Source organism: Paenibacillus dendritiformis (assembly GCF_945605565.1).
GTDB lineage: Bacteria > Bacillota > Bacilli > Paenibacillales > Paenibacillaceae > Paenibacillus_B > Paenibacillus_B dendritiformis_A.
Genome location: NZ_OX216966.1, coordinates 2,567,804 through 2,588,849, shown reverse-complemented (window position 1 = coordinate 2,588,849; position 21,046 = coordinate 2,567,804). Strand labels below are relative to the sequence as shown.

The 21,046-nt window shown below is 54.4% G+C and carries 17 protein-coding genes; 7 read left to right on the top strand and 10 right to left on the bottom strand.

Going from position 1 to position 21,046, the window contains the following annotated elements:
* Positions 1-46 precede the first annotated feature (46 nt).
* On the bottom strand, positions 47-2,317 hold the full coding sequence (locus NNL35_RS11290; RefSeq protein WP_006678835.1) for a helix-turn-helix domain-containing protein: 2,271 nt from the start codon (positions 2,315-2,317) through the stop codon (positions 47-49).
* Between the two features lie 298 nt (positions 2,318-2,615).
* Between NNL35_RS11290 and NNL35_RS11285 the strand changes: the two genes are divergently transcribed.
* Positions 2,616-3,797, top strand: a complete 1,182-nt coding sequence (locus tag NNL35_RS11285; RefSeq protein WP_254553371.1) for a M24 family metallopeptidase — start codon at positions 2,616-2,618, stop codon at positions 3,795-3,797.
* Between the two features lie 42 nt (positions 3,798-3,839).
* On the opposite strand, the gene NNL35_RS11280 is transcribed toward NNL35_RS11285, so the two are convergent.
* From NNL35_RS11280 to NNL35_RS11270, 3 genes are all read right to left on the bottom strand, one after another.
* Entirely contained in the window at positions 3,840-4,526 is a 687-nt protein-coding gene (locus NNL35_RS11280) for a CerR family C-terminal domain-containing protein (RefSeq protein WP_006678833.1), read from the bottom strand.
* Positions 4,527-5,094: 568 nt separating this feature from the next.
* Positions 5,095-5,730, bottom strand: coding sequence for a hypothetical protein (locus NNL35_RS11275; RefSeq protein ID WP_040733911.1), 636 nt, complete (start codon positions 5,728-5,730; stop codon positions 5,095-5,097).
* Positions 5,731-5,954: 224 nt separating this feature from the next.
* Positions 5,955-6,521, bottom strand: a complete 567-nt coding sequence (locus NNL35_RS11270; RefSeq protein ID WP_006679176.1) for a GbsR/MarR family transcriptional regulator — start codon at positions 6,519-6,521, stop codon at positions 5,955-5,957.
* Between the two features lie 357 nt (positions 6,522-6,878).
* On the opposite strand from NNL35_RS11270, the gene NNL35_RS11265 reads away from it, so the two are divergent.
* From NNL35_RS11265 to NNL35_RS11255, 3 genes are read left to right on the top strand one after another with little or no spacing between them, the layout of a single operon-like run.
* Complete coding sequence (locus tag NNL35_RS11265; protein WP_006679177.1) at positions 6,879-8,150, top strand: quaternary amine ABC transporter ATP-binding protein; 1,272 nt, start codon at positions 6,879-6,881, stop codon at positions 8,148-8,150.
* Positions 8,131-8,970 carry an ABC transporter permease gene (locus tag NNL35_RS11260; protein WP_006679178.1) on the top strand — a complete coding sequence of 280 codons (840 nt, stop codon included), beginning with the start codon at positions 8,131-8,133 and terminating at the stop codon, positions 8,968-8,970. Before NNL35_RS11265 ends, NNL35_RS11260 begins: the two co-directional genes overlap by 20 nt.
* A gap of 5 nt (positions 8,971-8,975) precedes the next feature.
* Complete coding sequence (locus tag NNL35_RS11255) at positions 8,976-9,905, top strand: glycine betaine ABC transporter substrate-binding protein (RefSeq protein WP_006679179.1); 930 nt, start codon at positions 8,976-8,978, stop codon at positions 9,903-9,905.
* A gap of 115 nt (positions 9,906-10,020) precedes the next feature.
* On the opposite strand, the gene pcp is transcribed toward NNL35_RS11255, so the two are convergent.
* On the bottom strand, positions 10,021-10,674 hold the full coding sequence (gene pcp, locus NNL35_RS11250; RefSeq protein ID WP_040733915.1) for a pyroglutamyl-peptidase I: 654 nt from the start codon (positions 10,672-10,674) through the stop codon (positions 10,021-10,023).
* A gap of 120 nt (positions 10,675-10,794) precedes the next feature.
* Here pcp and NNL35_RS11245 point away from each other — a divergent pair, with 120 nt between their 5' ends.
* The 3 genes from NNL35_RS11245 to NNL35_RS11235 all read left to right on the top strand — a co-directional run bounded on the left by NNL35_RS11245 (position 10,795) and on the right by NNL35_RS11235 (position 15,786).
* A complete protein-coding gene (locus NNL35_RS11245; protein WP_006679181.1) occupies positions 10,795-11,247 on the top strand; it encodes a DUF441 domain-containing protein in 453 nt (150 codons plus the stop codon).
* Between the two features lie 632 nt (positions 11,248-11,879).
* Positions 11,880-13,616: an ABC transporter ATP-binding protein gene (locus NNL35_RS11240; protein WP_006679182.1), complete on the top strand. Its 1,737-nt coding sequence runs from the start codon at positions 11,880-11,882 to the stop codon at positions 13,614-13,616.
* 55 nt (positions 13,617-13,671) lie between these two features.
* Positions 13,672-15,786, top strand: a complete 2,115-nt coding sequence (locus NNL35_RS11235; protein WP_006679183.1) for an ABC transporter ATP-binding protein — start codon at positions 13,672-13,674, stop codon at positions 15,784-15,786.
* Between the two features lie 254 nt (positions 15,787-16,040).
* Here the strand turns inward: NNL35_RS11235 and NNL35_RS11230 are convergent, their stop codons facing one another.
* The 5 genes from NNL35_RS11230 to NNL35_RS11210 form a co-directional block, all read right to left on the bottom strand.
* Complete coding sequence (locus NNL35_RS11230; RefSeq protein ID WP_040733913.1) at positions 16,041-16,220, bottom strand: hypothetical protein; 180 nt, start codon at positions 16,218-16,220, stop codon at positions 16,041-16,043.
* Positions 16,221-16,236: 16 nt separating this feature from the next.
* On the bottom strand, positions 16,237-18,006 hold the full coding sequence (locus NNL35_RS11225) for a methyl-accepting chemotaxis protein (protein WP_006679184.1): 1,770 nt from the start codon (positions 18,004-18,006) through the stop codon (positions 16,237-16,239).
* Positions 18,007-18,108: 102 nt separating this feature from the next.
* A complete protein-coding gene (locus NNL35_RS11220) occupies positions 18,109-18,906 on the bottom strand; it encodes an ABC transporter ATP-binding protein (protein ID WP_006679185.1) in 798 nt (265 codons plus the stop codon).
* Entirely contained in the window at positions 18,893-19,816 is a 924-nt protein-coding gene (locus NNL35_RS11215; protein ID WP_006679186.1) for an ABC transporter permease, read from the bottom strand. Before NNL35_RS11215 ends, NNL35_RS11220 begins: the two co-directional genes overlap by 14 nt.
* A gap of 38 nt (positions 19,817-19,854) precedes the next feature.
* On the bottom strand, positions 19,855-20,889 hold the full coding sequence (locus NNL35_RS11210) for an ABC transporter substrate-binding protein (RefSeq protein WP_006679187.1): 1,035 nt from the start codon (positions 20,887-20,889) through the stop codon (positions 19,855-19,857).
* Between the last annotated feature and the right edge of the window lie 157 nt (positions 20,890-21,046).

Here is a 21,046-nt window from a genome sequence, read left to right as displayed (position 1 = left end):
TGCGAAAAAAAAGAGACTCCGGAAAATAAGGAGTCCCGCTTGCGGTTTACTGATGGAGCGCCCGGTACTTCGCCGGGGTGATGCCTTCGTATTTGCGGAACATGCGAATGAACGAGTTTCGGCCCCAATAGCCGACTTTGGCAGCGATATCGTCCATTTTCAAATCCGTCTGCAGGAGCAGCTCTTTCGCTTTGGCCAACCGGTATTTGGCGATATATTCCACATACTTCTCCCCGACCTCCTCCTTAAATATGCGGCTAAAATGGCCGACCGACATGTTCATCGTCCCGGCAAACTGCTCGATCGACAATTCTTCATCATAGTGATCATGAATATAGGCCAAAATATCGGTCATCTTGCGGGAGCGTTCATCCGGCCGGGCAGATTGGAACAGCAGTCCGTGGAACTCCCGGAAGCAGTGCTTGACTTCTTCCACCGTCATGCAAGCATTCACTCTCTCGAACCATCCGGCGTAAAAAGGCACATTGAAATCTTTGCGCTCTGTCTCTACGGCGCGCACCCAGGTGTTCAAAATATCGGTGCACAAATATTTGATCTGGCTGGCCGTGGCGTGTTGGCGGACGCCTTCCTCCACCATCTCATAGGCCGATTGCAGCAGCTTGTCGTATTCCCGTGTTTTGTACTGGTTCAGAATCCGGTTCACATCCTGCACGCTCAAAAACGTCTCGAACGGAGGCGCATCCCAGCCGCTTTGTCCGCTGCAAATTTCCACATCGGCATACAGCCCCCGCCGCTGCAGCATCGAGACCGCATGCTCATAAGACAGATGCAGCTCCTCCATCCCGTGCACCGTGCTCCCGATGCCGATCGTCGCTTTGAAATAGCTGCCATACAGCTGGAGAGCCACCTTAATAATGTTCGCATCCTCCTCCGGACTCAGGTTCAGGAGAGGATCCTTATGAATGACGCAGGCCAACAGATCGGGCTTCATCTGACAGATCCACGTCGTTGAAGGGACGAGCTGCATCATGCGCTCCTTCAGCTCCGCCATCAGGAATGATTTGGATGTCTCCGACAGCGGTCCGTACACCTTCGGATCGAAATGCAAGGCAATGCCGAGCACGGTCCGCGCCGCTTTTTTCGCATAGGCGAAATCAATTTCCTTGGCATACGTCTCGATGGACAGAGCGTCTCTGTACTCGCCTTGCACAATTTTCGTGACAAAATGCTCCTGCACAACCGGCAGCATCCCGGTCACCCTTTGGGACAGCTCTTTATTTTCCGAGATAATGAGCCGGGAATAGCGCTTGATCACATCATAATCGTTCCCCTCGCCCAGCTGCAGCGGTTCCGTCGCCCGGTGGGATTTCAGACCTTCCTTGATCTCCGCAATAGGCTGGTAAATCCGCCGGCTTAAATAGTACGAGACGAAGCTTCCCACGACAACGAAAAAGGCAAGGAAGATCCAGCTAATGAGGCGCGTCACCTGAGCAGGCTTCATCAGCGTAGGCAGATCCACGAGACTCAAATAAAAGGAAGAATCGTCGAACCGGGATTTTACCAAGGAAATGGCCTTATCTTCCGCAATCAGGAACTTGGATGTTCCGGTCGTCAGCGGCAGCGAGAGGTGGCGGATCCCGTCCGCAACAAGCCCGTTCTCGCTGAGAATGTCTCCCCCGCTCTCCAGGATCGCTGTACCGGCAACCCAGTTCTCGCGGATATGAATCAGATTTTTCAGTTTATCCCTGTTCACCTCCACGACCAGATACACATCGGGAAGCGGGGTATTGAACGGATAGCTCATCAAGGCCGACAAGCTAGTACGGTCCGTTTTCGTAAATTCCATCATTTTTTTGTTTGAAAATTGGGCCAAGTAAGCCGTCTTCTCCGCCTCATTCATCGGATAGCGGAAATCGAAATAATACGCCTTATCCGTGTACGTATCTGCGTCAATGACCAAATCATGATGAACAAAAAACAGATATGCTCTCGTCACCAGCTCATCAGACTGAAGCTTGATTAACTGTTCCCGCAAAGAGTGAATCAGCTCCATGCGCCGCTGGTTGTCACGGGAATCATCCCCCGCCTCTTTCAACAGACTCCGGATATTGGAGGCGCTGAGCATATTGATCATATTCGTTTTCAAGGCATTCAAGGCGGTGTCCGTCTGTTCGGAGAAATGGCTCAAGACGACATTGTTCAGCTTCTGCGCATCCTTCTCAATCAGAGAGACGACCAGGAAGTGGGCCAACGCGCAGGCGACAATGACAGGAATGAGAATGATGACGAAGTAGTTGGCAAAATGCCGCCAAAACAAGGCGATTTGAAAAGAACGAGGCTTTCGAATCGGGTTCATGTCCGCCTACCCCCTTGTCTTCATCGTTATACGAAGGGAACAACACGGGAGGAAGGTCAAGACTAAGCAGGAACCCCTTCGTTAGATGTATTATACATCACCTTTCAACCAACCTATCCGTTCTTTTGGGTGCATGGGAGCAATAATTAATTCATTTGATTGAATTATTCAGTTGAATGAAATATACTTAGCTTGTAAGATTCCAGCAACAAAATCAATGTGAAGGGAGTCTAATATGACCATTCCTGCTTACTCGCTTGCCGAAAGAGATCGCAGATGGAGCATTGCTAATCGACTTATGGAAGAAGAGCATGTGGATGCTTTGATTGTCTATGGCGACAGGGAAGGCGCCTTTCCGGCTGTATTTAACCCGGATACCTATTTCACGAACGAACGTCCGGGGTCCATTGTCATTTTTCCGAAAAATGAAGAACCTATCGCTGTCGTATTTTTAGCAACCGCCGTGGAAGATCATATTCAAGCTCGATATACGAACACTCAAGGCTGGATACGGCCAGAAAATATGTATGTCGGAAAAATGGGGACAAATATTGTCAGGATTATAGAAGAGAGAGGGCTTAATAATCATTCGATTGGCGTCATTGGCCTGGAACCCTATCCTCCCTATTACTTCGATGGCGCAATCCCCTATAATACTTGGCAAACCATCTTGCAACAATTGCCGAATACGACTTTTAAGCCGGTCGGCAACAAATTTTTCGAACTGACTTCCGTGAAAAGTGCAGAGGAAATCGAAGTATTGAAATGGTCTGCAAACGTTGGAGAAAAAATGTGTCAAGCCATGCTGGAAGCTGCCAGGCCCGGGGTGAGGGAAAATGAGATCTATGCGGCGGCCATGAACGCTTGTGCTTCCCATGCCGGATTTACGACAGCGATCTTAATGGGCTCAGGACCAGAGTTTGTAGGGTGGGGACTCCCAGCGTGGACCTACCGTCCAGAGGAACCCCGGGTGATTCAAGAAGGAGATATTATTTTGGCGGAAGTGTTTTCATCATTTGGAATGCTGGAAACGCAGCATCAACCATCGATAGCCGTAGGAAGAGTGCATCCGGATTTCGAGAGGGCAGCTGCGGCAGCAAGACAATCTTATGAAAACGGAGTGAAGGCGCTGCGGCACGGCACTACCTTCGGAGATGTTGTCCAAGCAATGAAGGAACCGATGCGCGAGGCAGGCGGCTGGCATGTTCACCCTCTTATTCATTCCATTAGTCCTTTTGGTCTTATCGGAGTTGGTGATGAGATTGCCCGCCTGCCTGAAGCGACAGAATATGGTCAAGTACTGCCAATCCCTTCTATCGGATTAGATACTGAGCTGCAGGCGGGGATGGTATTTGCATTTGAACCCAATTGCGCGATTGGCAAGAAGGTGATCAATCTTGGCGGAACCGTGATTGTAGGTCCAAACAGGGGAATTGAACTCAATACAATTTCTACGCATCTCATGAGAGCGACCTGGTAAAAAGGAATGAAGGGTACGTAAGAAGAAATGAAGTTTCTTCTTTTACGTACCCTTTTCATTAAGATACCCGCTGCATGTGCGAATCGACATCTCGCCAAGCTCCTTGGCGATTAATGCAACATGGGCTTCGTCCAAATCGGTAATCCCTTGGCGCCGAAGATAGGTTTCCTTGGCTACCGAGAAGGCAACCGATTGTCCGACGATGGCATGAGCGATTAAAATTGTTTTTTGAGCTTTTTCGTCCAAATCTATTAATTTCCCGACCAACACGGAAATGATATGGTGCAGCGGCTGGAAAAATTTATCGTACAAGATGTCGTAAGCTTCTGTAGGTTGGAGCTGCTCCCTTGCAATAAAAACGCTTCTTATATTGTTTTCCGCATTCCCAATCATCGCTTTCGAAAATTGCGACATGACCGATTTAAGCGATTTCGCGGCTTCTTCTTTTGACAGCTTCTCGCTTCCTTCCGTCTCTTGTAAAGCCTTTTTTAAAAAATCATCATTGACTGTGTCTGCCAAACGATGAGCCACCGCTAGATACAACCCTTTTTTGCCGCCGAAATAATAAGGAATCGCCGATTGGTTTACACCCGCTTCATCCGCCAGCGTGCGCGTACGCACGCCTTCATAGCCGTGCAATCCGAAAATACGAAGCCCAGCGTCTAATAAGCGAGATTTTGTTGTGTCTTCATTCAGTTTATTCTTATCGCTGCTTAATTTAGAATTCAATTTCTACTCCTCCATAAAAATGAGTATAATTCATTCAAATGACTTAATCAATCAAACGTCATGCAGCTCGAAGCTCCATTCGTACTCTTATAGACTTTCTCCCAACCGCTCAGGACTTCCTGCATATCCTGTACCCTGTCGTGTGCCTTATGCTCAATCTCCCGTTCCCTCAGGGCGACCAGCTCCACTATTGTTCCTTATCTGTTGTTCCTTATGTTCAATATCCCCTCTGTTCAGGACGGACCATTCCACTAGCGTGGCTTATGTTCAGTATCCCGTCTGTTCAGGACGGACCACTCCACTAGCGTGGCTTATGTTTAGTATCCCGTCTGTTCAGGACGGACCATCCACTAGCGTGGCTTATGTTCAGTATCCCGTCAGGTCAGGACGGCCAACTCGCTCTCTTTCCTCCCCGCTCCATAGGAATAGCGATCCTAAGCGCGAATGAAGAATGCTTCGGCTTACCTGTGCTACGGGGATAACGGCCATAAGCACGAACCGAGGATACACAACTCTCCTGCGCCACGGGGATAGCGACCATAAGAGCGAACGAAGATACCCAACTCTCCTATGCGACGGGGATACCGACAATAAGCACAAACGAGGATACACAACTCGCCTGCGCCGCGGGGATAGCGAGCATAAGGGCGAACGAGGATATACAACTCTCCTGCGCCACGGGGATAGCGACCATAAGCGCGAACGAGGACAACAACCTCTCCTGTCCGACGGGGATAGCGACCATAAGAGCGAGCGAGGATAACAACCTCTCCTGTCCGACGGGGATAGCGACCATAAGCACAAACGAGGATACACAACTCTCCTGCGCCACGGGGATAGCGACCATAAGCACGAACGAGGATACACAACTCTCCTGTGCGACGGGGATAACGACCATAAGAGCGAACGAGGATACCCAACTCTCCTGCGCCACGGGCATAACGATCATAAGGGCGAATGAGGATACAAACCTCTCCTGTGCGACGGGGATAGCGACCATAAGAGCGAGCGAGGATAACAACCTCTCCTGCGCTACGGGGATAGCGACCATAAGAGCGAACAAGGATACACAACTCTCCTGCGCCACGGGGATAGCGACCATAAGAGCTAACGAAGATACCCAACTCTCCTGCGCCACGGGGATAGCGACCATAAGCATTAACGAGGATACCCAACTCTCCTGCGCCACGGGGATAGCGAGCATAAGCACGAACGGGGATAACTCAACTCTCCTGCGCCACGGGGATAGCGATCATAAGCATTAACGAGGATACCCAACTCTCCTGCGCCACGGGGATAGCGAGCATAAGCACGAACGGGGATAACTCAACTCTCCTGCGCCACGGGGATAGCGATCATAAGAGACAAAGAGGTACCCATTCATAAAAAAAAGACGGCTTTCGGCCGTCTTGTCAGCGAACATTATGTTTATTCAGGAGTTCCCGGCTTCGGGATGAAGCGAAAGATCTCGCCGCTCTCCAATGCGTCTATTAATTGATCCAGCCAGTGGTAATACTGTTCCGCTTCCTGCATCTTGGCAATATCCGCCTGAACGATGCCGCATAGCATCTCGTCCTCGCTATGGGCCGCGAGCAGGTTCTCCAGTTCTCGCTTGGAACGCCGGATGGCGGATAAGTTCACTTCGATGGCCTTGCGCCACTTGATGCCGAAGTAATCGGCGAATGTCTGGTACCAGTCCGGCTCCACTTCGTACAAGTCTTTCCGCGTGCCTTTGCCCCATACCTTGTGCACCATCTTCATATCCACCAGTGTACGGACCCCTGTGCTCATGCTCGTCTTGCTCATTTCCATTTCCTTGCCCATCTCATCCAGCGTCATCGGATGATCGCTGAAAAATAACAAACCGTACAAATGGCCTGTGGATTGAGTCATTCCGTATAGGTCCATATTTTGACCGATCGCTTCTATGACACGATTGCGAGCTTTTTCCACCGCCCCTTGTTGTTCCTGCGTCAACTGCGCGAACGTTGCCATGTGCTAATTCCTCCTGTGCCGAACCTGGCTGCTGCTAGTTATTCGACTCCTTATGAACGATACCGTAGTCATTGATTAATAGAGGAAGATGAGGTCGACTCGGGACGGCTCGGCAATCCCGCATCTCCTAACGGTACAAGGCGTCATCGAACATTGTATGAGAGATAGATTCAAAAGTAAAGCACCGGATAGGTCAGCATTCTTTAGGAAAGATGAGCATATGACAGCATAAGTTTGTACAGTTTTTACTGAACGTAATTTACAAACGGTTTTGAAGGTTGTTATTGAAAATTTTCAAAGGTTACAATAGAAAGCGTTGGAAAAACGAATTCGGGCAAGACAAGAGAGGTGAAACGATTGTCTATCATTAAAGTCAACGGAGTGACCAAAATCTTCGGTCCGCAAGCGCAACGCTCGCTCACTCTGCTGAAGCAAGGGTGGTCCCGGGAACGGCTCGCCACAGAAAAACAAGCGACTGTTGCCGTCAATCAGGTCTCTTTCTCCGTCGAGCCAGGCGAAATCTTCGTTATCATGGGCCTCTCCGGCAGCGGGAAGTCCACGCTGGTGCGGATGCTGAATCGTCTTATCGAACCGACGGACGGAGACATCTGGTTAAAAGATCGGAACATCTCCAAGCTGAACGAGTCCGAACTGCGGGAAGTTCGCCGCAAGACGATCGGCATGGTGTTCCAGAAGTTCGCACTCTTCCCTCATCGCACCGTCCTCGACAACGCCGCATACGGCCTCGAAATTCAAGGAATGGCGAAGGAAGAACGCTACCGCAAAGCGCGGGAAGCTCTCGGATTGGTCGGACTCGACGGCTGGGAGCAGAAATATCCCGACGAATTGAGCGGCGGCATGCAGCAGCGGGTCGGATTGGCCAGAGCGCTCGCCAATGATCCAGATGTTCTGCTGATGGATGAAGCATTCAGTGCTCTCGATCCGCTTATCCGGCGAGATATGCAGGACGAACTCCTCGCATTGCAGCAAAAAATGCATAAAACCATCATTTTTATTACCCATGATTTGGACGAAGCTCTCCGCATCGGAGATCGAATCGCGTTATTAAAAGACGGGAAGCTGATTCAAATCGGCACCCCGGAACAAATGCTGATGGATCCGGCAGACGAATACGTGGAGCGATTCGTTGAAGGAGTGGACTTATCGAAAGTGCTGACGGCAGCGCACATCATGCGCCGGCCGGAGACGGTATCCCTTGATCGGGGACCTCGCGTCGCCCTGCAGCTCATGCGGGATATCGGCATCTCAACCCTGTTCGTCGTGGGCAAAGATAAGTCTCTTCAAGGGGTCGTTACAGCCGAGCAGGCCAGTGAGGCGGCACGCGGCGGCCAGTCATTGCAGGAAGTCATGTTCACCGACGTCCCTACCGTATCGCCGGATGTGCTCCTGAACGATCTGTTCGCGTTGTCGGGCGAAGCCAAGCTTCCAATCGCGGTCGTCCAGCCGGACGGCAAGCTGATGGGCGCGATCGTGCGTGGAGCGGTTCTCGGCGCGCTGGCCGGCAATGTGCCGAATGGAACGAACGGAGCGGACGGAACGACTGGAACGGATGCAGCCGCTACAGACACGGAAGGGATGGTGATGTCGCATGCGACTGCCGATAGGTAATTGGGTCGAAGAGGGAGTGAACTGGCTCGGAACGAATGCCGAAGGGTTCTTCCAATTTCTATCCAAAATAATCGAACGCAGTGTCGAAAGCATTACCGATCTGCTCACCTGGCCGTCTGCCTACATTTTAATTGCGATCTTCACTGTGCTCGCCTTCCTGATCGGACGCTGGTCCTTGTCCTTATTGACCTTGATCGGACTGTTCATCATTGAAGCGCTCGGCTATTGGGAGCCGACGATGAGCACGCTGGCCCTCGTCATCGTATCGACAATATTGTCTATCGTTATCGGCATTCCGCTTGGCATTGCCTGCGGACGTTCGGACAGCGTATCCCGGATTGTGCGGCCGGTGCTCGATTTCATGCAGACGATGCCCGCCTTTGTCTATTTGCTTCCGGCCGTATTTCTGTTCGGACTCGGCATCGTGCCTGGCGTCATTGCTTCCGTTATCTTCGCCGTGCCGCCGACGATCCGGCTGACCGAGCTTGGCATTCGCCAAGTGCCTGAAGACATGATGGAGGCCGCTTCCGCCTTCGGCTCCACGCCGATGCAGACCTTGTGGAAGGTGCAGCTTCCGGTTGCCATGCCGACCTTGATGGCCGGCGTGAACCAGACGATTATGCTGTCGCTGTCCATGGTCGTCATCGCCTCCATGATTGGCGCCCAAGGGATTGGGGCCGAAGTCTATCGTTCCGTTACCCAGCTGAAGATCGGCCAAGGCTTCGAGGCAGGCCTCGCTGTCGTGCTTCTCGCCATTATTTTGGACCGGTTCTCTCAGCATAGTTTCAAAAAAAATAAATCAAAAAAACAAGGAGCGTGATGTGCATGAAGCATAATCGAACGAGACGTTGGATGTTGTTGGGACTTATCGCGATGATCGGATGGACGCTGGCAGGCTGTTCCGGTTCCTCCAGCCCATCCGGAGGCACGGACGGGGCTTCCTCTGGCGACAGCCAGTCGGCAAGCGTAGGCGAGTCCGTCGATTACAAAATCGTCGGCATCGACGCCGGTGCCGGGATTATGCAGGCGACAGAGCAAGCGCTCCAGGAATACGGCCTCGACAAATGGAAGCTCATCGAGGGCTCCGGCGCCGCGATGACCGCTGCCCTGGACAAAGCTATCAAGAAGCAGGAGCCGATTATTATTACGGGCTGGACGCCGCATTGGAAATTCGCCAAATACGACCTGAAATATTTGGAGGATCCGAAAGGCGTCTACGGCGGAGATGAGCAGATCCACACGATTGCCCGGAAAGGATTGAAGGAAGACGATCCGAACGCGCATAAGGTGCTCGATCAGTTCGAATGGACGGCAGACGATATGGCGCAGGTGATGGTTGCCGTTCACGACGGCAAGAACCCGGAAGAAGCCGCCAAAGAATGGGTCGAAGCGAATGCGGACAAGGCTGACAAGTGGATCGAGGGCGCACAGCCTGTTGACGGCAAGAAGCTGAAGCTGGGCTATGTAGCCTGGGATTCGGAGATTGCCAGCACGAACGTCATCGCATACGTGCTGCAGGAGAAGCTCGGCTACAAGGTCGATCTGCTCCAGGTCGAAGCCGGTCCGATGTGGACGGGCGTCGCCAACGGGGATGTCGATGCGATTGTCGCTGCATGGCTTCCAACGACGCACAAAGACTATTATGACAAATTCAAAGATCAAATCGATGATCTCGGTCCGAACCTGGACGGCACCAAAATCGGTCTCGTCGTTCCGGCTTATATGGACATCAACTCTATCGAAGATCTGAAATAAAGCAAGGGGCCCGCTTGGGCCCCTTTTGGCTTGCCTGTTCAGCCAACGATGCATGCGTGCCTATTCGGTCAACGTGCGGGGATGCAGGGCGTGACGCTCCGCTTCCCTTATGGGCTCAGCCGTGCAAAGTCCCCGCGCTGCTGCCCCGCTCCTCCTCCGCATCCGCGTGAAGGATGACGGTGCGCAGCCCTTCCACGATCGCATCCAGCGACATGCTTGGCTTGCCGGGATAAGCCGCGGCCTGTCGTGGCAAGAATGGGATATGGATAAATCCAGCCGGGATGCGCTCGGCTTCCTGCCGGCGGGCCAACTCATGCATCAGCGTATAGAAAATGGCGTTGCAGACGAACGTCCCGGCCGTATACGACACCGAGCACGGGATGCCCGCTTCCAGCACGGCGCGCCGCAGCGCCTTCACCGGCAGTGTCGTCCAATACGCGGCAGGGCCGCCCGGCACGACCTCATCATCCGTCGGCTGATCGCCGTCATTGTCCGCAATGCGGGCATCCGCCAAATTGATCGCTACGCGCTCCAGCGTGATGTCCGGGCGGCCGCCGGCTTGTCCGACACAGATGACGGCCGCGGGATTGCAGACGGCCATCGCTTCGCGCAGCGTCACACCGGCCCGCGCGAATGAAGTCGGCAGCTGCGCCGCCTGCACCCGGTATCGTCCCAGCGTCGAGCCGTCGAGCGCGCGCACCGCCTCCCAGGACGGATTGATCGCTTCGCCCCCGAACGGATCGAAGCCGGTCAGCAATAATGTGTTAATCATAACCTCCACCTCCGATGGCTTGCTTCATTTTCAAGTTTGGTTAAATATGCTATCCTTGTGCTGTCTGTGCTGAAAACCGGCCTTTTTGAACACGAACTGAAAGGAGCTTCGATTCGAATGGCGCAATTAGATATTTCTTCGCTTATTTTATTGGGGTTGGCCGGACTCGGCATCATCAGCGGCAACTCGACCGTCACGATCGCGATGGTCATCCTGCTGCTGCTGCGCGTCACCCATTTGCAGAGCCTGTTCCCCTGGATAGAGAAATACGGCCTCACGATCGGGATTATCATACTTACCGTCGGGGTCATGTCCCCGATCGCCAGCGGCTCCATGTCCATGGAGACGATTCTGCAATCGTTCCTGCATTGGAAGTCGCTCCTGGCCGTCGCGATCGGGATGCTGGTGGCCTACCTGGGCGGCCGGGGCGCGCATCTGATGACGCAATCGCCAACCATCGTCGCCGGATTGCTCATCGGGACCGTGCTCGGCGTCGCGCTGTTCCGCGGCGTTCCGGTCGGGCCGCTGATCGCGGCGGGCATTTTGTCGCTGCTGCTGGGCCGCTCCTGAAGTGACCTGGCACGGCCGATCCACCCGTTCCCGGGATGACCGTTCGGACGCCCGGCCGCACTACCGGAAAGGTCTGTCCCTCCTTGCCCAGCTGAGACACCGTCCGCTTGTTTGCCACTTTCCATCATACGACGAAAGCGGACGATCCGGCAATGGAGATAGCTCCGGGACGTGCGCAAACACGGCACGCGGCCGTTCATTTCAAGAAAATGGTTGACAATGCCGGAAGCTCGATGCTAGAATCTACAATCAGATACGGTAGAGCGTGATACGCTCGGCCTATCCATACTACTTCAGAAAGGCAGGTAAATCCAATGCGTAATGCAATTGTTATGGCGCACGCGGCGCATGCGGCGCGGACTCGAACTTCATATCGCAGGAGCCCTGCCGGAAGCTGCTCCCCTCCTTGTTGAGGAGAAGAGCGCAATTCTGAAGCGGGAAGCGCGGCGAAGTGATCCGATCACTCGCTGTCCTTCGAACTTGCCGATAATGTGCAAGCCGATTCCGCTTCCCTGTCATGCGGGCGCCACGTCGCTCGTACATATCGCCTTACGCAACCCAAGGTATATCGTTCACGAACGATATACCTTTTTTGTTTTCCCATTTTGCAAAAGAGACAAGGAAGTGACATGATGCTATCGGTTTTATTCAAGCTCGGCTGGTTCTTCAAAGAACATAAGACGAGATACATTGTAGGTGTCGTGATGCTGATCGTAGTCGGCATCATCGAGCTCGTCCCCCCTCGCATCCTGGGGCAAGCCATCGATGACATCGTACGCGGGGCCATTACATGGGACAGATTGACGTACTATCTTCTCCTCATACTGGGTACGATGGTCGTCATTTACGCCATTACGTATGTGTGGATGTATCAGATTTTCGGCGGAGCGAACCTGGTAGAGCGCAAGCTTCGCTCCAAGCTGATGCGTCATTTCCTCAAAATGACGCCGCCGTTCTTCGAGAAAAACCGCACCGGGGACCTGATGGCCCGGGCGACCAATGATCTTCGATCCGTGTCGCAGACGACCGGATTCGGCATGCTCACCTTGACGGACTCGACTGCGTTCCTCGTCATCGTGCTGTTCGCCATGTTCATGATTCAATGGAAGCTGACGCTGGCCGCCTTGCTGCCGCTCCCGTTCATCGCCATCGCCATGAATGTGTTCGGCCAAAAGATTCATGAACGCTACATGATCGCTCAAGATGCGTTCGGAGATATGAACGATCAAGTGTTGGAGTCGGTCGGCGGCGTGCGGGTCATCCGCGCCTACGTGCAGGAGACCTCCGATGAAGGCCGCTTCCGCGACATTACCCAGGACGTCTATAACAAGAACCTGGCCGTTGCCCGGGTCGACGCCCTGTTCGATCCGACGATCCGGCTGTTCATCGGTCTGAGCTACGTGATCGGGCTCGGTTACGGCGCCTACCTCATTATTCATAACGAGCTGTCGCTCGGGCAGCTGCTCGCATTCAATATGTACCTTGGCATGATGATCTGGCCGATGTTCGCTATCGGCAATCTGATTAACGTGATGCAGCGGGGCAACGCCTCGCTCGATCGGGTCAACGAGGTGCTGAATTATACGCCGGACGTGCAGGACGGCGAGCATACGAAGGATGTCTCTGTGCCGGAGACGATGACGTGGAGCAACTACAAGTTCCGCTACCCGACTTCGACGACAGATAACCTGGATCTCGGCGCCCTGACGCTTCGCAAGGGACAGACGCTCGGCATCGTCGGCCGGACCGGAAGCGGCAAGTCGACCTTCGTCAAGCAGCTGCTGCGGGAATATCCGGTCGGGGAAGGCGGCTTCCGCATTAACGGCATCCCGGCGGAGCAGATTCCGATTGATCGGCTGCACAGCTGGATCGGATATGTGCCGCAGGAACAGATTTTGTTCTCCAAGACGGTCAAGCAGAACATCTTATTCGGCCGTTCCGGCGCTGGCGACGACGACGTGATGAACGCGATCGAGACCGCCTCCTTCACCCATGATGTGCCTACGCTGGTGCACGGGGTGGAGACATTGGTCGGCGAGCGGGGCGTCGCCCTGTCCGGAGGCCAGAAGCAGCGGGTCTCGCTGGCGCGGGCCTTCATCAAGGATCCGGAAATATTGATTCTCGATGATGCGCTCTCCGCCGTCGACGCGCGCACGGAAGCGAATATTATCAGCAACATTCGCGAGCAGCGCTCGGGCAAGACGACCCTGATTACGACGCACCGGTTGTCCGCCGTGGAGCATGCCGACTGGATCATCGTGCTCGATGACGGCAAGATCATCGAAGAAGGCACTCATGACGACTTGCTGAAGCAGGACGGCTGGTACAAGGAACAGTACGAGCGCCAGCAGCTGGAATCCGGGCTGTAGGACCGGCTAGTCCGTCCCTGCGCACTGGCATTACGATTACGGGAGGATTTCATATATGGAAGCAGAACAACAGCCGTCGAATCCGAGACATGTCGGCAAGCGCCTGTGGCAATACGCCCTGCAGTTCAAAACGAGCTTTATCATCGGTCTGCTCATGCTCACGGTGGCCGTCGCCGCCGAGCTGTCCGGGCCGTTCATTGCAAAAAATATAATAGATAAGCATATTCTCGGGATCGAGAAGCCGTACTACGAGACATCCGCGGAAGCGAATGGCGCCATTCTGTATGAAGGACGCCACTTCAAGCGGGAGGATCGCTTCAAGGAGGGAGAAGCGAAGGGAGACCAGGTCCGCATTCTCCAGATCGGGACGCAGTTCGTCTTCGTGGATGGACCGATCCCTTCCGAGATGGGAGATCGCCAGTTCGAGGGCGGCATGCTGACCATTCGTGACGGGACGGATACCTGGTCCGTTCCGGCGTCGCCAATGAGCCTGAGCCAACTGCTCACGTTCTACAAGCCGGAGATCGTCAGCATTATTCAAAATATGGCGCTCTATGTCGGCCTGCTGCTGGTCAGCGTGGTAGCGAGCTATGGCCAGATTATGGGGCTGCAGACGGCGGCGAACCGGGTCATCCGCAAGCTGCGGGGCGATGTGTATGCCCATGTGCAGCGTTTGCCGATTCCGTACTTCGATAATTTGCCTGCCGGCAAAGTCGTCTCTCGGGTCACCAATGACACCGAATCGGTCAAAGATCTGTTCTTGTCCGTGCTGGAGAGCTTCACGTCCGGGATCATTACGATTACCGGCATTTATGTCGCCTTATTCATTTTGGACATGAAGCTTGCACTTATCTGCATGTTCATTTTGCCGCTTATCTATCTGTGGATTGTGCTGTACCGCAAATTTGCGACGAAATACAACAAAGTGATACGTTCGCGCCTCAGCTCCATCAATGCCATGATTAACGAATCCATCCAAGGGATTCCGGTCATTCGCTCCTTCCGCCGCCAGAAGGATACGATGAATGAATTCGAGGAGCTGAACGAGGAGTACTTATCCTATCAGAACAAAATGCTTAATTTGAACGCGTTCACGTCCCATAACCTGGTGAATGTGCTGCGGAATATCGCATTCGCGGTCGTGCTCTGGTTTTTTGGCGGAGCGTCGCTGAGCGCCAGCGGCGTCATCACGCTCGGCGTGCTGTATGCTTTCGCCGACCTGCTGAACCGCCTCTTCCAGCCGATAACCGGCATGGTGAACCAATTGGCGAATCTCGACTCCTCCCTCGTATCCGCAGGACGCGTATTCGAGCTGATGGACGAACCGGGCGAGCCGCTGGACGAAGGCTCGATGCCCCGGTACAAGGGACATGTCGAGTTCGATCGGGTCTCCTTCGCCTACAAGGAAGATTATGTGCTGCGCGACATCTCCTTCGAAGCGAAGCCGGGCCAGACGGTTGCTCTCGTCGGCCATACCGGTTCCGGGAAGAGCTCGATTATGAACCTGCTGTTCCGGTTCTATGACCCGCAGCGCGGCGAGATTCGAATCGACGGCACGCCGACGACCTCGGTGCCGAAGCAATGGATTCGGGAACATATGGGCATCGTGCTGCAGGATCCTTATCTGTTCACCGGAACCATTGCGAGCAACGTCAGCCTGAACGATCCGCGCATCACGCGACAGAAGGTAGAGCAAGCGCTGAACGCGGTGGGCGCCGATCGGGTGCTCAAGCATTTGCCGCAAGGAATCGACGAACCGGTGATTGAAAAAGGAAGCACCTTGTCGGCCGGACAGAGACAGTTGATTTCTTTCGCGCGGGCGCTCGCCTTCGAGCCGGCCATCCTCATTCTCGATGAAGCGACGGCCAATATCGATACGGAGACGGAAGCCCTCATTCAAGAAGCGCTGGAAGTGCTGAAGCGGGGACGAACGACCTTCATTATCGCGCACCGGCTGTCGACGATTCGAAGCGCCGATCTGATTCTCGTGCTGCATCGCGGCGAGATCGTCGAGCAAGGCACGCATGACGAATTGATGCGGCTGAAGGGCCGCTACTATAAGATGTACCAGCTGCAGCAAGGCTCCGGCGCGCTGGGCCAGGCTCCATCCGAAGTCCAGGCGGAAGCGCCGCAGAACCGGACGGCTGCCGCCATCCCGTCGATGCCGTAGTCGGATTCAACAGCAAGCGCCGCTGTCCCTGAATGGGAAGCGGCGCTTCGTTGTGCATATTTTTAACGAAGAGAGTATTTGTTTTTGATGAAATGAAGCTGTTATTTCTTTTTGCCTTTTGCGTTGTTAGCGTCGGACGTCCGGGTGGTCGTATTTTGTCTGGAATGTCCCTGCTGCTTGTGTGCCATAATGAACACTTCCTTCCTGTTCAAGATATGAGTAGAGATAAGTCCGGTTCGTTGGGGTTAGCCGTTCTACTTCGGAATCCGATTCAGACTCGGCGCGCGCCCGGCTTGTTTATCCGGCCGCAGCGGCGTAATCTTTTCCATGATACGGGAACGGTTCTGCTGTTGGTGAATACGCTCTGCTTTGTTATGCGGCATGCCGCTCACCTCCCGATCGTTAGCTTGCCCCGGCACCTTCCCTTCCATCATACCCGGCAGCAGGTAATTACTGCTCCTTCACGTTCACCTTGAATTGCTCCAGCATCGTCTGCAAATCCCGGCTTAACGCGAGCAGACTGTCGACGGAAGCCGCAATCTCTTCGGTCAATGCCGATTGCTGCTCCGTCGTCGCCGCGACACGTGCCGTATGATCATTGGATTTCTCCGCAATATCGTTCAAATGCCGAATCCGCTCGAATACTTCTTCGCAGGAGGCCGACATCTGCTGAGCGATGCTGCGGTATTCCTCCATGCGGGAACTCGCTTGTCCGATCGCGCCGGCAATTACCGTGAACGTCTCGTCCGCTGTCTTTACCGTTGCCATCCCTTTCTGAACGGCTTCCTGCTGATGCGAGGTTGCCCGTTCGGTCAGTTCGCGCTTCGTATGAATGACGTCAATCAGTTGCATAATAGACTGTAGCGATTGTCTCGAATGCTCGGCCAATTTGCGGATTTCCGTCGCGACGACCTGGAAGCCGCGTCCATGCTCTCCCGCGCGTGATGCTTCAATCGAGGCGTTCAGCGCCAGCAATTCCGTCTGCTTCACCGTATTCTGGATGAACACGACCGCACCCGAAATCTGCTGCACCGCCTCCGTCCAATCCGCGATTGCCTGATTGGTGTCTGCCGAAGCCGTTTCGATGCGCTCCATCTGCACGACCGTCTCATCGACAATGACACGGCCTTCTCCGGCCTGGGCAGCCGCTTCCCGCATCCATTCGGCAACCTGCTCCGACGTGCTGGCGATCTGCTCCGCGCCAGCCGTAATCTCGCTCATGGCCGACTTGGTCTGCTCGGCGCTTTGCTGCTGCTCCAGCGCTCCGTTCGCCACCTCGGACATCGCGCTCGCCACTTCCTGGGCGGCAATCGCCGTCTCCTCGGCGCCCCGCTGCAGCTCAAGCGACGAGGAGGATACGTCCTTCGCTGCCCGCTGCACTTCCGCGAGCAGCCCGCTCAGCCGCTCCGTCATCCGGTTGAACACGTCGGCCAGCCGCCCGATCTCATCCTGCCGCTTCGAAGCGAGCTTCACGGTCAAGTCTCCGTTAGCCGCTTGTTCCGCCAGCTTGTGGATATCGTTCAGCGGCTTCAATCGGTGCCGCACATACACGGCCACCAGAATAACGCCAACCAATCCGATGATCGCCCCGATGAGAATAGCTTCTGTCAAGAAGCGCATCAACGTTCCTTTGACGATGGAATAATCATAATCGGTAACCAGGTAAGCCATGCTATGGCCGAGATCGTCTCTAATCTCCGTTAAGCCGCTAATATAGACCGCATCGCCCATATCGAATTCATCGGTCATTATCGTGTTGTCTTCTTTGGTCAGCTTAAGGAAGGCGTCCTGCATGGGCGCAGGCATGTCGTATGCCGTGTTCGGCTTGTACCCCAGCGACTCCAGGTTGTCGCTCGCTTGAAGAATACGGAAGGCTGGCGTTCCGTCCTTCGCCTCGTTCTCCTTCACGATGAGAAAAGCATTAACTACGTCGTCGCCCGCAATCTTATTCATGCGGCCGCGCAGCATGCGGAAAAGTGAGTCTGTCATTTCCTCGTTGATCGGTTTGTTTTGGACCATGCTCGATGCCTGTTTGATCGCGCCCATCATGTCATCGAGCTTCATTTCCGCGATGAGCACCTGCCGTTCATGCAGGAACTCCATATAGAGCGACTTCTCGCTGTCATACTCGCGGAAAATGAAAAAGCCGCTGATTGTCATAATAAATACGAACAATACAGCGATCATTCTCGGAATCATACTGCGATTGAACCAATTCATGAGCGTCCCCCTCTTTTCGACAATTTGTTCCTGTTGTCGTTTCTAAGTAACCCTCATGGATTGTATCATATTTTTGGCATTTCGTGATGGAATTACAGGAAATTATCCCCCCAAAACAACGCGATCATCGACAAATTTCTCCCCGCGAATCCGTTCGAACTCCCGCAGCAGCTTATCTACCGTAAGCGATTGCTTGGACGAAGCCGGCACATCCAGCACGATTCTGCCTTTGTCCATCATGATGAGCCGGTTTCCCAGCCGGATCGCCTGCTCCATATTGTGGGTCACCATCAGGGTGGTTAGCGAATTCTCCCGCACGATCTCGTCCGTCAAACGGGTAATCCATTCCGCCCGGGACGGATCGAGCGCCGCAGTGTGCTCATCCAGCAGCAGGATGCTCGGCTTCGTGAAGGTCGCCATCAGCAGGCTCAATGCTTGCCGCTCGCCGCCCGAGAGCAGGCCCACCTTCGCATTCAGCCGGTTCTCCAGCCCGATACCCAACCGGGACAGCTCTTCTGCGAACCACGCCTTGCGCTTCCGGTTCACCCCGGGTCTCACCCCGCGGCCTCCCGTCCGCTTCGCCGCAATGGCCAGATTCTCCTCAATCGTCATATCCGGAGCTGTGCCGGCCATCGGATCCTGGAATACGCGGCCAATCCAGCGGCTGCGGCGATGCTCGGGCATCAGCGTGACATCATGCTCTTCGATATGAACCGTGCCGGCATCCGGAATCAGCACGCCGGAGATGATGTTCATCAGCGTCGATTTGCCCGCCCCGTTGCTTCCGATGACGGTCACGAAGTCTCCGGGATTCAGATGCAGCCGGATATCGGTAAGCGCCGCTTTCTCGTCAGGCGTACTCAGATTGAAATATTTACTGACGTGATTAACTTGCAGCATCGCGCTGGCCTCCCTTCGCCAATTGCATCGCCCGCTGGCGGCTCATTTTGCGCTGATTCGCGGAGCGCCGCATCTTCGGCAAGGTTAGCGCCACAATGACAATCAGAGCGGTAAACAGCTTCAGATCCGTCGCATTCATTTGCAGCTGCAGCGCGATGGCGACGATAACCCGGTACAGTACGGCGCCCAGCAGCACCGCCAACGTCGTGCGGGCGATGGTGCAGTGGCCGAAAATGGCCTCCCCGATAATAACTGACGCCAGTCCGACGACAATCATCCCGACGCCCGATTGAATATCGGCGAAGCCCTGATACTGGGCGACCAGCGCGCCGGATAACGCGACGAGCGCGTTCGAGAGGCTGACGCCGACGATAATCGTCGAATCGGTATGCACGCCGAAGCTGCGAATCATGCGCGGATTGTTGCCGGTCGCGCGGAGCGACAGGCCAACCTCCGTCCGCAGGAACCAGTCCAAGGCCAGCTTCACCAGCACCGCGAACAGCCCCATGACGATCAGGAATAGGAAGCCTCCGGTAATCGGCGTTAGCAGCGTATCGCTGTTCATCAAGCCGATATTCGCCTTGCCCATAATCCGCAAATTAATAGAGTGCAGCGCGATCATCATCAGAATGCCCGACAACAGCGGATTGATCTTCCCCTTCGTATGAATGATGCCGGTCATCATGCCGGCGAGCCCGCCGCCAATGAAGGCAAGCGCGGTTCCTATCCAAGGCGAGATATCCGACGTAATGCACAGGGCCCCGATCGCTGCGCCGGTCGTGAAGCTCCCGTCTACCGTCAAGTCAGGGAAATCCAAAATGCGAAACGTCAGGTAGACGCCGAGCGCCATCAATGCGTACAGCACGCCGATTTCCACCGATTTTTGCATCGCTAGCATAAATCCGCTCACCGTGACTCCTCCTCTGTTATTTTTATACGTTCAGTTCTCTATTCGAAGAGGTTTTCCGGCTTCACTTGCTTCTTCAGATCATCGGTTACGGCGAAGCCTTGCGCTTCTGCCGCCTTCACATTCAGCGCCAGATCAAGAGCTTCCGGAATTTGCACCGGCGTGTCTGCCGGTTTCTTGCCGTTCTTCAGCATATCGACGGCCATTTTGCCGGTCGTGTAGCCAAGATCGTAATATTCGAAGCCGAAGGAAGCGACACCGCCGTTCTTGACCGAATCCTTCTCCGCGACGAACAGCGGAATCTTATTCTCATTCGCCACGCTGACGACGGCCCCGAGGCCGCTTACGACCGTGTTATCGGACGGGACATAGATAGCCTGTACCTTCCCGATAAGCGATTCGGCCGCCTGCTTCACTTCCGAGCTGTTCGTCACCGGCGCCTTGACGGCCTTCAAGCCGAGAGCGGTCAACGCTTCTTCCGCCTTCTGCACGTTCACGACCGTATTCTGTTCGCCTTCATTCGCCAAAATGCCGACCGCCGTGACGCCATTCACCTGCTCCTTAATGAATTCCATCAAGCGTGAGACGGCCTCGGGATGCAGATCCGTCGTTCCGGTCACATTCGCGCCCGGCTTCTCCATGCTCTGCACCAGACCCGCTCCGACCGGATCAGTCACCGCTGTAAAGAGGACGGGCACGTCCTTCACTTCCTTCGCTGCCGCCTGAGAGACGGACGTCCCGATGCCCAGCACGAGATCGACCCCGCCCGTGGCGAACTTCTGCCCGATGGTCGCCGCGTTCGTAGGATCACCCTGGGCATTCTGATAATCGATGACCAGGTTGTCCCCTTCCGTATAGCCATTGTCCTTCAACGCTTGCACGAAGCCTTTGTACGCTTCATCGAGCGAGGCGTGGTTCACAACCTGCGTCACCCCGATTTTAACCTTCTTCCCCGCGTTGCCCGTGTCCCCTTGCTCCGCTGTACCTTCCCCTGGCGCCTGGCTTCCGCATGCGTTCAACATCAGCAGCACCAATGCCAGCGCACCTGCCAGCACGACATGACGTTTTGCTCTCATCTGTTCGATCCCCTCTCATTTTTCTTGATCCTTCTTCGCTTTGCTCAGACCAATAAATTTACTCATGGAATGCGTTTATGCGCTTGTCTACTATTTCATTACCGTATAAACTAATTAGTGCATAGACTGTTTACTGCATAAAAGCGAGAAAACAGCA